Source organism: Achromobacter xylosoxidans A8 (assembly GCF_000165835.1).
GTDB classification, from domain to species: Bacteria; Pseudomonadota; Gammaproteobacteria; order Burkholderiales; family Burkholderiaceae_B; genus Achromobacter; species Achromobacter xylosoxidans_B.
The window spans coordinates 1,023,370-1,037,048 of sequence record NC_014640.1; the positions used below are offsets into that span (position 1 = coordinate 1,023,370).

The 13,679-nt window shown below is 67.5% G+C and carries 12 protein-coding genes; all 12 read right to left on the reverse strand.

The window, feature by feature from the left end:
• Positions 1–29: 29 nt before the first annotated feature.
• The 12 genes from AXYL_RS04730 to AXYL_RS04785 all read right to left on the reverse strand — a co-directional run bounded on the left by AXYL_RS04730 (position 30) and on the right by AXYL_RS04785 (position 13,656).
• Positions 30–779 (reverse strand): ABC transporter ATP-binding protein, encoded by a 750-nt coding sequence (locus AXYL_RS04730; protein WP_013391685.1) that lies wholly within the window; start codon positions 777–779, stop codon positions 30–32.
• Complete coding sequence (locus tag AXYL_RS04735) at positions 779–2,572, reverse strand: ABC transporter permease subunit (RefSeq protein WP_013391686.1); 1,794 nt, start codon at positions 2,570–2,572, stop codon at positions 779–781. The genes AXYL_RS04730 and AXYL_RS04735 overlap by 1 nt, the downstream gene beginning before the upstream one ends.
• The gene (locus AXYL_RS04740) at positions 2,569–3,609 is read right to left on the reverse strand and encodes a branched-chain amino acid ABC transporter permease (protein WP_013391687.1); all 1,041 of its coding nucleotides are present in this window, start codon (positions 3,607–3,609) and stop codon (positions 2,569–2,571) included. Before AXYL_RS04740 ends, AXYL_RS04735 begins: the two co-directional genes overlap by 4 nt.
• Before the next feature lie 253 nt (positions 3,610–3,862).
• Positions 3,863–5,014, reverse strand: a complete 1,152-nt coding sequence (locus AXYL_RS04745; RefSeq protein WP_013391688.1) for an ABC transporter substrate-binding protein — start codon at positions 5,012–5,014, stop codon at positions 3,863–3,865.
• A 176-nt stretch (positions 5,015–5,190) separates the two neighbouring features.
• Positions 5,191–5,919, reverse strand: a complete 729-nt coding sequence (locus tag AXYL_RS04750) for an SDR family NAD(P)-dependent oxidoreductase (protein WP_013391689.1) — start codon at positions 5,917–5,919, stop codon at positions 5,191–5,193.
• Positions 5,920–5,969: 50 nt separating this feature from the next.
• Positions 5,970–6,755 (reverse strand): cyclase family protein, encoded by a 786-nt coding sequence (locus AXYL_RS04755; RefSeq protein WP_013391690.1) that lies wholly within the window; start codon positions 6,753–6,755, stop codon positions 5,970–5,972.
• A gap of 45 nt (positions 6,756–6,800) precedes the next feature.
• Positions 6,801–8,042, reverse strand: coding sequence for an SDR family NAD(P)-dependent oxidoreductase (locus AXYL_RS04760; RefSeq protein WP_013391691.1), 1,242 nt, complete (start codon positions 8,040–8,042; stop codon positions 6,801–6,803).
• Complete coding sequence (locus tag AXYL_RS04765) at positions 8,039–9,208, reverse strand: thiolase family protein (protein WP_013391692.1); 1,170 nt, start codon at positions 9,206–9,208, stop codon at positions 8,039–8,041. Before AXYL_RS04765 ends, AXYL_RS04760 begins: the two co-directional genes overlap by 4 nt.
• Positions 9,205–10,839 carry an AMP-binding protein gene (locus AXYL_RS04770; protein WP_013391693.1) on the reverse strand — a complete coding sequence of 545 codons (1,635 nt, stop codon included), beginning with the start codon at positions 10,837–10,839 and terminating at the stop codon, positions 9,205–9,207. Before AXYL_RS04770 ends, AXYL_RS04765 begins: the two co-directional genes overlap by 4 nt.
• A gap of 9 nt (positions 10,840–10,848) precedes the next feature.
• A complete protein-coding gene (locus AXYL_RS04775) occupies positions 10,849–11,340 on the reverse strand; it encodes an aromatic-ring-hydroxylating dioxygenase subunit beta (protein ID WP_013391694.1) in 492 nt (163 codons plus the stop codon).
• Entirely contained in the window at positions 11,337–12,656 is a 1,320-nt protein-coding gene (locus AXYL_RS04780) for an aromatic ring-hydroxylating dioxygenase subunit alpha (protein WP_013391695.1), read from the reverse strand. Before AXYL_RS04780 ends, AXYL_RS04775 begins: the two co-directional genes overlap by 4 nt.
• A 22-nt stretch (positions 12,657–12,678) precedes the next feature.
• Positions 12,679–13,656 carry a PDR/VanB family oxidoreductase gene (locus AXYL_RS04785; protein ID WP_013391696.1) on the reverse strand — a complete coding sequence of 326 codons (978 nt, stop codon included), beginning with the start codon at positions 13,654–13,656 and terminating at the stop codon, positions 12,679–12,681.
• Between the last annotated feature and the right edge of the window lie 23 nt (positions 13,657–13,679).

Sequence of the window (13,679 nt, forward strand, 5' to 3'; positions counted from 1 at the left end):
CGCGCAGGCAAGCCCCCGCAGGCGTTGCATTACGCAGGCGCCGCGGCGGACGCCCCATGCCCCAGTCCCAGATACACCTCGACCACGCGCGGATCCTCCGCCACCTGGGCGGCCGGGCCTTCCAGCGTGACGGCGCCGGTTTCCAGTACATAGGCGTAATCGGCCACCTGTAGCGCGGCGCGGGCGTTCTGTTCGATCAGCAAGATCGACACGCCCATTTCGCGCAGGCGCGCGACGATGCGGAACACTTCGCGCACGATGCGCGGCGCCAGGCCCAGGCTGGGCTCGTCCAGCATCAGCAGCTTGGGCTTGGCCATCAGCGCGCGGCCCACCGCCAGCATCTGGCGTTCGCCGCCGGACAGCGTGCCTGACAGCTGGGCGCGGCGTTCCTTCAAGCGCGGAAACAGCTCATAGACTTCGGCCAGCGTCTGGTCCTGGTCGCGCAAGCCGCAGCGGAAACGATGGAACGCGCCCAGCATCAGGTTGTCTTCCACCGTCATCTCGGCAAACAGTTCGCGCTTTTCGGGCACCAGGTTCATGCCGGCCGCCACCATTTCCTCGATCTCGGCGTGCTCCTGCGGCTTGCCGCCGAAGACGATCTGGCCGCTGGACGGCAGCACGCCCATGATGGCCGACAGCAGGGTGGTCTTGCCGGCGCCGTTGGGGCCGATCACGGTCACGATCTGGCCCTCGCCCACTGCCAGGCTGACGCCCGATATGGCTTCGATCTTGTCGTAGGCCACGCGCAGGTCGCGCACTTCCAGCAAATTCGCGCTCATCATTCCACTCCGCCCAGATAGGCTTCAAGCACCGCGGGGTTGTTCTGGATCTCGCCGGGCAGGCCCTCGGCGATTTTTTCGCCGAAGTCCATGACCACCACGCGGTCCACCAGCCCCATCACGAAGTCCATGTCGTGCTCAACCAGCAGGATGGCCATGCCCTCGGCGCGCAGCTTCTTCAGCAATTCGGCCAGCTCGCATTTTTCCTGGTAGCGCAGGCCGGCGGCCGGCTCGTCCAGCAACAGGATGCAGGGATCGGACGCCAGCGCGCGGGCGATTTCCAGGATGCGCTGCTGCCCCAGGGCCAGCGAACCGGCCTCATCGTGCAGATGCTTGCCCAGGCCCACGCGCTCGACCTGGCGCGCGGCTTCGGCCAGCAGGCGCGCCTCTTCGGCGCGGTCCAGCCGCCACGCGGCCGGCAGCACGCCGCGGTGGCCGCGCAGGTGCGCGCCGATGGCCACGTTTTCCAGCACGCTCATGCGGCCCAGCAGGCGCACGTGCTGGAAGGTGCGCGACAGGCCCAGCCGCGCGATGCGGCGCGCGCCGGCGCCGGCCACGGAATGGCCCAGCAGCGTCACCGTGCCCGAGGTCGGCGTGTCCACGCCGGAGATCTGGTTGAACATGGTGCTCTTGCCGGCGCCGTTGGGGCCGATCAACGCCAGGATTTCGCCGGCGCGGATTTCCAGGTTCATGGCGTTGTTGGCGACCAGGCCGCCGAACTTGCGGGTCACGTCCACGGCCTTGAGCACCACTTCGCCGCGTGGCGGCATGGGCTTGCGCGGCAGCGGCTCTGCGTTCAGGTCCAGCTTGCGCTGCTGCTTCTTCACTGGCACGCAGCGGGTCAGCACCGGCCACAGCCCGCTGCGGGCGCGATGCAACAGCAGCACCATGCCGAAGCCGAACACGATGACCTCGAAGTTGCCGGTCTGGCCCAGCAGCTTGGGCATCCAGTCCTGCAGCCATTGCTTGAGCACGGTGAACACGCCCGCGCCGACCAGCGCGCCCCAGACCTGTCCCGCGCCGCCGATGACGGTCATGAACAGGTACTCGATGCCCATCTGCAAGCCGAAGGGGTTGGGGTTCACGAAGCGCTGCATGTGCGCATACAGCCAGCCCGAGGCGCAGGCTTGCAGCGCCGCGATGATGAAGATCACCATGCGCGAGCGGGCGGTGTCCACGCCCATGGACTCGGCCATCACGCGGCCGCCCTTGAGCGCGCGGATGGCGCGGCCCTCGCGCGAATCCAGCAGGTTCTGCGTCGACCACACGGCCACCAGCAGGAAGGCCCAGATCAGGTAGTAGATGTTGTCGCCCTGGTTCAGCGTCCAGCCGAACAGGCTGATGGCGGGAATGTCCGGAATGCCGGTATGGCCGCCCAGGCCCTCGACCGAGCCGAAGACGAAGTACAGCGACAGGCCCCAGGCGATCGTGCCCAGCGGCAGGAAATGGCCCGACAGCTTCAGCGTGATCGCGCCCAGCAAGTAGGCAATGACCACGGTCAGCGCCAGTCCGGCCAGCAAGGTCAGCCACGGCGATGCGCCCAGCCAGGCCAGCCAGGACGGCAGCGTGTCCGCGCGGGTGGTCAGCAGTGCGGTGGTGTAGGCGCCCACGCCCACGAAGGCGGCCTGCCCGAAGCTGGTCAGGCCGCCGACGCCGGTCAGCAGCACCAGGCCCAGCGCCACCATGGCGTACAGGCCGATGTAGTTCAGCAGCGTGACGTAGAACGGCGGCAGCGCCAGCGGCGCCAAGGCCAGCAGCGCCAGGAAGGCGAGGAGGATGTGGCGCGGGTTCATTCGTCTTCTTCCTCGACGTGATGGCTTTTCAGTGAACGCCAGAGCAGCACGGGGATGATCAGCGTGAACACGATGATTTCTTTGTAGGCGCTGGCCCAGAACGAGGAGAAGGCTTCGATCAGGCCGACCAGGATGGCGCCGGCCGCAGCCAGCGGATAACTCACCAGGCCGCCGATGATGGCGCCCACGAAGCCTTTCAGGCTGACCATGAAGCCGGAGTCGAAATACATGGTGGTGATGGGGGCGATCAGGATGCCCGAGACCGTGCCGATCAGCGCGGCCAGGAAGAACGTAGCCTTGCCGGCGAAGATCGGCGAGATGCCCATCAGCCGCGCGCCCAGCCGGTTGAAGGCAGCCGCGCGCAGCGCTTTGCCGTACATCGAGCGTTCGAAGAACTGGTAGAGCACGATGATGAGCAGGGCCGACACCGCCACCACCCACAGCGCCTGGCTATTGACGTTCAACGGTCCTAGCGCCAGGCTGGCGTCGCTGAACGGCGCGGTGCGGGCGCCTTCCGCGCCGAAGGCCAGCAGCCCCAGGCCGACCAGCGCCAGGTGCACGGCAATGGAGACGATCAGCAGCACCAGCGTCGAGGCCGACGCGATGGGCTGGTAGAACAAGCGGTATAGCTGGGGGCCCATCGGCACCAGCAACAGCAGCGTCAGCAGTGCCTGCACCGCCATCGGCAGCTGGGCCAGCGGCAGCTTATAGAACAGCGCGGCCAGCACCAGCGGATAGGCCAGCTTGACCGCCATGCGCCAGGCACCGCGGTTGCGGCCGGGCCGCTTGCGCCGCGCCAGCAGATCGGCGCCGACTTCGGCCACTGCGAAGGCGAACAGCAGCCACACCAGCAGCACCGGCTTGCCGGCCTGCAGCGCGGCCATGGTCAGCGCGCCGAACGCGACGAACTCGCCTTGCGGGATGAACAGCACGCGGGTGACGGTAAAGACCAGCAGGATGGACAAGGCCAGCAGCGCATAGATGGCGCCGTTGGTGATGCCGTCCTGCCCGAGTATCAGGGCAATCTGAGCATTCATGCGAAATTCCGGGTAAGACAGACAAGCACGCCAGGCACCTCACCCCCTATCCACGCGCGCCCGCCAGGTTGCTACGGAGCAGACTCTGCGCACCCCATCGGGATGCCGCGGAGCCGGCTCTGCCGGTCCGCAGGCATGCCCCCTTGGGGGGAAGCGCGCAGCGCTTCGGGGGGAGCCCACCTTGCGGAGCCGGCTTTGCCGGTCCGCAGGCATGCCCCCCTGGGGGGGAAGCGCGCAGCGCTTCGGGGGGGAACTACTTCACCAGTGTCCAGGCCCCGTCCTTGACGGTGATGAGTTCGCGGCCGCGGTCGTCGAAGCCGCTGTGGTCGGCGGCCGTCATGTTGTAGACGCCCTGGGTGCCCACCAGCTCCTTGGTCTGTTCCAGCGCATCGCGCAACGCGTTGCGGAACTCCTTGGTGCCCGGCTTGCCAGCCTTCTCGGCGATCGGCACGGCCTTTTCCAGCAGCAGGCCGGCGTCGTAGACGTTGGCGCCGAAGGTGGCCGGCTTGGAGCCGTTGAGCTTCTCGTAGGCCGCGATGTAGTCGGCCGCGACCTTCTTGGACGGATTGCTGTCCGGCATTTCCGGCAGCACCAGCATCAGGCTGGCGGCCAGCACCGTACCTTCGACCTTCTTGCCGCCCAGCTTCAGGAAGTCGGGCAGGGCCGCGCCGTGGGTCTGGTAGAACTTGCCCTTGTAGCCCTGATCGAACAGGGTGGTCTGCGGCAGCACGCTGGCGGCGCCGGGGGCGGCCACCAGCACGGCGTCCGGCTTGGCGGCCAGGATCTTCAGCGCTTGGCCGGTGACCGAGCTGTCGAAGCGCAGGTAACGCTCGTTGGCCGTGATCTTGATGCCCTTTTCAGCGGCCAGGCCCGCGAAGACCTTGGACCAGTTCTCGCCGTAGGGATCGTTCAGGCCGATGAAGCCGACCGTCTTGATGCCGGTCTTGACCATGTGGTCGACCAGCGCGCGCGCGATGATGTCGTCGTTCTGGGTGGTCTTGAAGACCCACTTCTTCTGTTCGTTCATGGGCAGCACGACCGCGGCGGTGCCTACCGGCGCCAGCATCGGCACGCCGGCCTCGGCCGCGAACTGGATCACGCCCATGGCGTTGGGCGAACCCGACGGCCCGATCAGCGCGTCGACGTTCTGCTCCGAGATCAGCTTCTTGAAGGCCGTCACGGAGTTGGTGGAATCGCTGGCGTCATCCAGCGAGATGTATTCCACGGTCAGGTCGCCGATTTTCTTCGGCAGCAGCGGCACGGTGTTCTTCTGCGGAATCCCCACCAGGGCCGTGGGGCCGGTGGACGAGGTGACGACGCCGACCTTGACTTGGGCCAGGGCGGGCAGGGCGAACAGCGCGGCTACCGCGGCGGCAGCGGCCAGGGGGAGTTTCTTCGACAGCATGGCAAAACCTCCGGATAGGGAGCAGGGTGGGGGTGCGGCTGGAAAACGGAGAAAACGGGTGCTTCTGTGCTTGCTTGATTTGCTTTAATACTTGTTGCTTAAACTTTCTGTGCGCAGGCTACGCACTGTAGACCCGGTCCGCAGTGCTTACCTATCCGTCAAAACCCGAAGCGTGTTCAGATGGTGATGGAGCTGACGCTGGCGCCGCCGCAGACGAACAGCGTCTGGCCGGTGACGAAGCTGTTGGCCGGATCCGAGAAGAACATGACGGCGCGCGCGACGTCGTCCGAACGGCCCAGGCGCTTGACCGGGATGCCGGCGGCCAGCTGCTTTTCGCGTTCGCTGCCGGGCTCGATCACTTCGTAGAACATATCGGTCTGGATCGGGCCGGGGGCCACCACGTTGACCGTGATCCCATAAGGCGCCAGCTCCAGCGACCAGGTGCGCGCCATGCCCACCATGCCGGCCTTGGTGGCCGAATACGCCGTGCGGGTCGGCAGGCCCAAAGCGCCGCGCGAGGACATCATCACGATGCGGCCGAACTTGCGTTCCTGCATGCCGGGCAGGGCGGCCTGCACCAGGCTGATGGCCGCGCCCAGGTGGATCTGGGTCAGGCCGTGCAGCTCTTCCTGCGTGACCTGCGGCAGCAGGTTGGGCCAGATGACGCCGGCGTTGTGGATGACGTGGCTGACGGGAAACCTGGCGGCGGCTTCGGCGCCCGCTTGCGCGGTGGCCTCGGCGTCCAGCAGGTCCACCTGCACGTTGTGCAGGCGCGGGTGGCTGAAGTCGGCGGCGCGGCGCGCCATGGAAATCACTTCGTAGCCCGCGTCCAGCATGCTGCGGCAGATTTCGGCGCCGATGCCGGCGCTGCCGCCGGTGACGATGGCGACGTTGGTGTGCGTCATGGATATCCCCCTGTTGTCGTTGTGGTGCGGCCGGCTCAGGTGCGGCCGGCTCAGGCCTTCGGCGCCAGCGCCAGCACGCGCAGCGGGCTGCCCGAGCCGCTGCGGATCTTGAGCGGCGCCGAGAAGATCACCGCGCCGGTGGGCGGCAACTGGTCCAGGTTGGTCATGCATTGCAGGCCGTAGCGGTTGTTGCCGTGCATGTAGTAGTGGCAGGGATAGGGGGGATCCAGGTGTTGCGCCTGGCCCGCGTCGGTGCCGACCGACTCGGTGCCGAAACCGTGCACGTCGCGTTCCTTGATCAGCCAGGGCACCACTTCAGCGTCCGGGCCGGGCGAGTGCGCGCCGTCTTCCTGCAGGTTCAGGTAGTCGGCGGGCTTGGCGCGCTTGGACCAGTCGGTGCGCATCAGCACCCAGGAACGCGCGGGGATGCGGCCGTGCCGCTCTTCCCATTTCTTCACGAAATCTATGGTCAGCAGGAAGTCCGGGTTGTCGCGGGATTCGGCCGAGCAGTCGATGACGCACGCGCTGGCGATGAAGGCCTCGACCGGAATGGTGTCGACGGTGTTGTCAGGCTGGTCTTTGCCCGTGACCCAGTGGGCCGGCGCGTCGAAGTGGGTGCCGGTGTGCTCGGAACACGAGAAGTTGTTCCAGTACCAGGCCGGTCCGCGTTCGTCGTAGCGCGAGATCTCTTCGATGCGGAACGGCCAGGCCTGGCCGAATTCCGGCGGTAGCACGATGGTCGGGAATTCCGGCGTCAGCGTTTCGGTCAGGTCCACCACGCGGATGCGGCCGGACATCAGTTCGGCCATGAATTGGGCAAGAATGTTTTGGCTCATGTGCTGTTCCTCTAGGTTCGTGCGTTGTCGAGGCGGGGCGGGCCGTCAGGCTCCCAGCTCCCGTTCCAGTCCCTTGGGGTTTTCCGCCAGCCGGGCGCGGAATTCCTGCGCGACATCGCCGACATAGACGTCCTCGATGCCTTCCTTCAGTGCGCGCACAATGGCGGCGGCGATCGCCGCAGGCGCCACGCGCGGGGGCGGCGTGCGCTGCTCCCATTCGTGGTCCACCGGCCCGGGGAACACGTTCACTACCCGCACGCCCGCGCCGCGCATCTCGGCGCGCAGGCATTGCGCCAGGGACAGCGCGGCCGCCTTGGACGCCGACCACATGCCGCGCGAGGGCAGGTTCATGTGGGCGTAGATGGACAGTACGTTGACCCAGGCGGTGGCGTTGTTGACGCCGTCCGCGGCGCGGCCGCACAGCGCCGGGCCGAAACTCTGCGCCAGGCGCATCAGCCCCAGCACGTTCACGTCCATGGCGTCGCGCGCCGTGTTCACGTCCTTGCGGTTCAGCAGCCCGCCTTCGCGTTCCAGGTCGGCGGTGTTGACCAGGATCTCGACCTTGCCGCCGATGGAGGCGGCGACCCGCTCGACCGAATCGGTATCGGTCACGTCCAGCACCACCGCCTGCACCCGTGGGTCGGCTACCAGAGCCTCGAAAGCGGCGTCGCGCTTCCAGGCTTGCGGGTCGCCCAGGAACACGCTGGGGCAGCCCGCGTCCAGCAGGGCGCGCGCCACGGCCTGGCCCACCGCCGACTTGCCGTCGGTGACCAGCGCGCGGCGGAATTTCGGATCGCACGAGGTTTCGCGCAGGGTCTTGTCGTCTTCCATGTTCGGCGTGCTCCTTTCAGGCAGGGCGATCATCACGGCCTGGCCGCTGCGGTCCAGCTTCAGCGCCAGGCGCACGCGGGCGCCGTCGGCGCAGTCTTGGTGCACGTGCGCCACCACCGAGGGGCCGGCGGTCATGCGCACCGTGCCCACGCGCCAGGGCAGGCGTTCGCGGAAATACAGGTCGTTGCTGTGATGCAGGGTGGTGCTGACCAGCAGTACGCCGCTCGGATCGGCGGGGCGCCAGGGCAAGCGCTCGGACAGGCAGTGGCCGCAGACCTCGCGCGGCGGGTACTGGACCGCGCCGCAATCGGCGCAGGTCTGCAGATCGAAGCGGCCCTCGGCGGCGGCGGCGGTCAGGCCTAGCGCGCTGCGGCTGCGCCAGCCCGGCGGCAGGGTCGGCTGGCGGGTGCGGGCAATCGGATTCTTGCGGGGCGGCTTGGCCAAGGGTTCGGTCATGCGTCGCTCCTAGCCAGGATGGCCGCGGCGGTGCACAGGCCGCGGTCGTAATTGATCATGCCGAAGCCGCTGACCATGCCGAGGCGGGCATCAGCCACCTGCGTGCCGCCGGCCGTGCCGCTCAGCTGGCGCAGCGCTTCGATCAGCCCCAGATAGCCGCCGGCCGCGCCGGCCTGGCCCACCGACAGCTGGCCGCCATTGGTGTTGAAGGGAAAGCTGCCGTCCACGGTGAAGGTGTTGCTGCGCACGAATTCGGGAGCCGCGCCTTTCTGGCAGAAACCCAGGTCTTCCATCTGCATCAGATTGATGACCGGATAGTCGTCATAGGCTTGCAGGAAATCCATGTCGGCCGGCTGGGCGTTGGCCTGGCCATACAGCTCGTCCAGATCCATGGTCCAGCCGCCGCGGGTCTGGATCGGGTCTTCGATCCAGGCGTTGTGGCGTTCGATGGTGGAGAGGATGCGCGCGTAGGGCAGGTTCAGTGCGCGCGCCCGATCCTCGCTCATGACCAGGAAGCCGTCGGCGCCGGCGCAGGGCATCACGCAATCGAACAGATGGATCGGATCGGTGATGACGCGGGCCTCCAGATACTGGGCCAAGGTCAGCGGCTTTTTCATCAGCGCGTGCGGATAGCGCAGGGCGTTGTCGCGCTGCGCCACGCACAGCTTGCCGAAGTCTTCACGGGTGGCGCCGGTCGTGCGCATGTAGTTGGCGGTCAGCAGCGCGAAGCTGGCATTGGGGCCGCCTGCGCCGTAGGGGTAGACCGCGTCCTGCGCGAAGCGCGAGAACTGGCTGACGGTGTTGCGGAACGAGTCCACGTGGTTGGTGTCGCCCGCGATGCAGGCCACGATGTTCGCGTCGCCGGCCTGCACCGCGCGGGCCGCGCGGCGCAAGGCCGCTACGCCGCTGGCGCCGCCCATGGGGATGTGGTCCAGCCAGCGCGGGCTCATGCCCAGGTGCTGCACTAGGCCGACGGCGGTGTCGGGCGCCAGGGTGAAGCTGGACACGCAGAGCCCGTCGACGTCGGTCTTGGCGATGCCGGCCTGGCGGATCAGCGCGCCCAGCGCGCGTCCCAGCCACCAGTGCGCGGCATGGGTGGAATAGCGTTCGTACGGAATCGTGACGGGCAGGGCCGCCACCACGCCGTCGTAGCCCAGGCGGCTCATCGCGCGGGCTCCTGGCGCTTCTTCATGTGGCCGGTGTCCACGCAGCGGGCCGTGCCGGGCAGGGTGGGCGCCAGGGCTTTCATTTCGCCGCGCTGGATCTTGTTGGTGGTCGTCAGCGGCAGGCTGTCGACGAAGGCCACGTAGCCGGGCGCTTTGTAATAGGCCAGCTGTTCCAGGCTCCATTGCACGATGCTGCGCGCGGCCTCGGCCATTGCGGCGCCCTCGGCCGGCAAGCTCTCGGGCACCACGCAGGCCAGCACTTCGTCGCCGCGCACCGCGTCGGGCACGGCGGCGACCGCCACGGCCTTGACCAGCGGATGCTGCAACAGCACGCTTTCCACCTCCACCGCGGAGATGTTTTCGCCGCTGCGGCGGATGACGTTCTTCTTGCGGTCCACGAAGCGCAGCGCGCCGTCGGCGTCGCGGCGCACGATGTCGCCGGTATGGAACCAGCCGTCTTCCCAGGCCTGGGTAGTGGCTTCCTCGTCCTTCAGATAGCCAGCAAAAAAGCCGTAGCGCGAATCGGCGCCGGCATGGCGCACCAGCAGTTCGCCCGGTTCGCCCGCCGCGGCCTCGGCGCCCGTGTCGGCGACGATGCGCACCAATACGTCATCTTCCTCGCGGCCGAAGCAACTGCTGCCGATGTGGCGCGGTTCGTGGTTGGCGATGATGACCGCGCCCGCGCCGGTCTCGGTCATGGCCCAGGCTTCCAGCAGCGGAAAGCCGAAGCGCTCTTCAAAGGGCTGGTGCAGCTTGCGGTCCACGCCGGCGCCGAAGCCGAAGCGGATGGCGGGCTGCTTGTCCCGTGCGGAGGGTTCGGCCTTCATCAGGATGGCGGGCATGACGCCCAGGTAGTGCAGCACCGTCGCGCCGGAGTCGCGCACGCTGTCCCACCAGGTCTTGGGATGGAAGCGGTCTAGCGGGATCAGGCAGCCGCCGGTCAGCACCATGGCCATGGCCGAATACGCCATGGCGTTCATGTGGACCAGGGGCAGCGGCGTCAGCATGCGTTCCTGGCCGGGGCGCAGTTCGCACAGGCCGCCGATGCGGGCGTACCAGCCGCCGGCGTGCAGGAAATAGCGGTTGGGCAGGATGCAGCCCTTGGGCCGTCCGGTGGTGCCGGACGTGTAGAGCAGGGCGCATTCGGTCAGGACATCGGGTTCTCTGTCCGCCCGCGGCGCCGCGAAGGGCGCGGCGGGCGGCGCATCGTCCGGTCCCATCACGCGCAGTTCGCGGCCGGCGCGTTGCGCGGCGGCCAGCAGGTCGGCATGGCGTTCGGGCAGCGCCACGGCCAGCGCGATTTCGGAGTGCCCCGTCAGGTATTCGAGTTCGGCCGCGCGCAGGTCGGGATTGATGGGCACCACCGACACGCCCAGCGCGTTCAGCGCGAACCAGTGCAGGAAGAAGGCGGGGCGGTTCTCCAGCAGCAGGCCGGCGCGGTGGCCGTGGCCGTAGCCGGCGCGGGCATAGGCCGCGCGCAGCGTTTCGATGGCCTCGTTTGCTTGGGCGTAGCTCAGTTCGCCGGCGGCGATGCCGTAGGCCTGCGCCGTTTCCGGCAGGATGCACAGAAAGGGCTGTGCGCCGTAGCGGGCCGCGGTATCGCGGAAAGCCTGATGGACCGTGGTGCTCACAAGCCGCTCCTACATGAACAATTGGATATTGCCGAAGGCCGAATCGCAGTTGACGAGGTCGACGCGCTTCAAACGGATGCGCAAGACGCCATCCTGTTCCACCAGGTGGTGGGTGGCCCAGCCGGCGTACAGCGTCTGCGTGTCCTGCCGCGTTTCGACGTAATGGAAGGCGGTGCGGACCACGTGGCGGCCTTCGGCGGGGGCGGCGTCGGGATGGCCGTGCTCTACCGTGGGCGCTTGCAGCAGGTGATGGCAGCGGCTCTTGGGCTGCTGCGAGAAGGTGCGCAGGCCGGCCAGGCGCTCCACGCGCACGCGCAGCAGCAGCTTGTCTTCGTACATGAGCGAGGCGTGCAGCTTGGGATCGGTCTGGCCATGGGCCAGCGGCATCCAGTAATAGCCGTCTTCGGTGTACAGGTTCAGCCAGTCCTCGAAGCGCAGCTCGTCCAGCATGCGCGCCTCGGCGTAGACAAAATCGATCAACTCGCGGTCGCTTGCGCTCATACCGACTCCGGTCCGGTCATGTAGCGGCCCCATGCGCGGTACTGGTTGCGCATCTGCCATTCATTGGTGCCATTGGTGGCGACGTTCTTCTGGCCGAGCTCGTCGGGCGAGTACAGCCGGCCCACGTTGACCCAGTCCCGCGCGCGCGATTGCAGGCCGTCCTGGGCGCGCTCGTACATTTCCAGGTCATCGTGTCCGACCACAGACGTCGGGGCGTTGATCAGGCGGTTGTACATGAGTGTGCGTTCCAGCAGCAGGTCGGGCGCGCCCACCAGGCGGAAGGTCCAGGACTCCACCAGGGTGCGATCCGCGGCGATGGGCTTGAAGATGCGCAGCGTCTGGATCGGGCCCTTGACCATGATGTTGGGGAAGTACACGGTGTTGTGGCGCACGTCGCCCAGGATCTGCTTGGCGCGCTCTTCGCCGTAGGCGGCGACCATGGAATCCCAGTAGCCCGGCACGCCCGAGTACGAGGCATGGATGGAATCCGCCACGCCGGTATGGCCGTGGCCGTTCTCCCACACGCGTATGCCCATGTTCTCGAAGAATTCATAGGGCGAGATGAAGGGCGCGAACAGTTCCACCGCCATGGGCTTGGGCGTGCCTTCCGGCGCCTGTTCCCAGACCTTGACGGCCGTGCCTGCGGAAGATTCGTGTGCCACCATCGGGTGGCAGGTGTCGGTCTGGTTGTCGACCAGCATCTTCCAGTTGCAGCGGTGCATGTAGCGCAGCACGCCGCCAGCGACTTCCAGCCGGCCTTCGGGCGAGCGGTCCACCATGTTGTCCAGGGTGGACAGCGATTCGCCGAAGAAGTCCTCGAAGGACTGGCCTTCCGGGTTCAGGCGGCAGAACACGAAGCCGCGATGGTTCTTCACGTCCTTCACGGCGGCCATGCCCTGGCTGGCTTCGCAGTTTTCCAGGCCGGTGTTCTCGTAGCCCTTCTTCAGCGGGATGGACAGCAGGCTGCCGTCGGTCTTGAAAGTCCAGGCGTGATAGGGGCAGCGGAAGAACTTGCCGGTATTGCCGCAGGCATCGCCCGCCACCATGGTGCCCTTGTGCGGGCAGCGGTTGTGCAGCACCCGCACCGAGCGGTCGCTGTGGCGCACCATCACCACCGGCTGGTTGCCGACCGTGGTGGTGACGTAGTCGCCCGGGTTGGGCACCTGGCTGTCGTGGCCGACATAGGCCCAGGTGTTGGCGTACAGGCGTTCCATCTCCAGCTCGAACAGCTCCTGGTCGATGAACAGGTCCTTGTGCACCTCGGTGTCGCGCAGCAGGGCGCGGATGGCGTCGGGATTGTCGCGGTATTTGGCCATGATGGCGCTTCCTTGCGTCGGGCTACAGGTCCAGCACCAGGCGCGCCGATTTCGCGCGCGAGATGCAGATCTGGATGATCTTGCCGCTGGCTTTCTCGGTGTCCGAGAGGTAGTAGTCGCGGTGGTCGGGTTCGCCTTCCAGCACGGTGGCCTGGCAGACGCCGCATTCGCCGCGCTTGCAGTCGTACATCGGGTCGCAGCCTTCTTCTTCCATCACGTCGATGATGGTCTTGTCGGCGGGGATGGTCAGCACCCGGCCGGATTGGCGCAGCTCGACTTCGAAGGGCTGGTCGCCGGCCTGCGGCGCGGCGGTGGCGAAGAGTTCGAAATGGATATGGGCATCGGGCCAGTGGCGCGCGTGGGCGCCCTGGATGACGGCGTCGATCAGGCCCTTGGGGCCGCAGACGTACAGGTGCTGGCGCGGCGACGATGATTCCAGCAGCGCCTGCAGGTCGAAGCGACAGGACGGATCGTCGTCGGCGTGCAGGCTCAGGCTGTCTCCGGCCAGGGCCTGCAGCTCGGGCAGGAAGGCCAGCTGGTCCTTGCTGCGGCCGCAATAGTGCAGATGGAAGGCGCGGCCGGCGGCCTTGAGCGCGGCCGCCATGGACGCCACCGGCGTGATGCCGATGCCGCCCGCGATCAGCACCACCGGCTCGTCGCCGGCGGGCGATTCGTGCAGCGGGAAATCATTCTTTGGACCTTCGACCGTGAGCGTGTCGCCCGCGGCCAGCGCGTGCATGTGGCGCGATCCGCCCTGGCTGGTTTCTTCCAGACGCACGCCGAGCCGGTATTCGGCCGGCTGGGCGAACTTGCCGGCTTCGGGCGCCAGTTGCACCAGCGAATAGCAGCGCGGCTCGCGCAGGCCCGGCACCGTCACCTTCAGATGCGCGCCCGGTCCGAAGGCGGGCAGGGGGCCGGCGTCCTCGCGCGCCAGCCGGAACGAACGGATCAGCGGCGATTCCTGCCGGACTTCCCGGACGATGAGTTTCAGTGTCTGCACGGCGTTTGTCCCTATCTTGACTT

Excerpts from the sequence above, each read along its gene's own strand:
- AXYL_RS04730 (WP_013391685.1), bottom strand. The coding sequence starts at position 779 with ATGAGCGCGAATTTGCTGGAAGTGCGCGACCTGCGCGTGGCCTACGAC.
- AXYL_RS04735 (WP_013391686.1), bottom strand. The coding sequence starts at position 2,572 with ATGAACCCGCGCCACATCCTCCTCGCCTTCCTGGCGCTGCTGGCCTTG.
- AXYL_RS04740 (WP_013391687.1), bottom strand. The coding sequence starts at position 3,609 with ATGAATGCTCAGATTGCCCTGATACTCGGGCAGGACGGCATCACCAAC.
- AXYL_RS04745 (WP_013391688.1), bottom strand. The coding sequence starts at position 5,014 with ATGCTGTCGAAGAAACTCCCCCTGGCCGCTGCCGCCGCGGTAGCCGCG.
- AXYL_RS04750 (WP_013391689.1), bottom strand. The coding sequence starts at position 5,919 with ATGACGCACACCAACGTCGCCATCGTCACCGGCGGCAGCGCCGGCATC.
- AXYL_RS04755 (WP_013391690.1), bottom strand. The coding sequence starts at position 6,755 with ATGAGCCAAAACATTCTTGCCCAATTCATGGCCGAACTGATGTCCGGC.
- AXYL_RS04760 (WP_013391691.1), bottom strand. The coding sequence starts at position 8,042 with ATGACCGAACCCTTGGCCAAGCCGCCCCGCAAGAATCCGATTGCCCGC.
- AXYL_RS04765 (WP_013391692.1), bottom strand. The coding sequence starts at position 9,208 with ATGAGCCGCCTGGGCTACGACGGCGTGGTGGCGGCCCTGCCCGTCACG.
- AXYL_RS04775 (WP_013391694.1), bottom strand. The coding sequence starts at position 11,340 with ATGAGCGCAAGCGACCGCGAGTTGATCGATTTTGTCTACGCCGAGGCG.
- AXYL_RS04780 (WP_013391695.1), bottom strand. The coding sequence starts at position 12,656 with ATGGCCAAATACCGCGACAATCCCGACGCCATCCGCGCCCTGCTGCGC.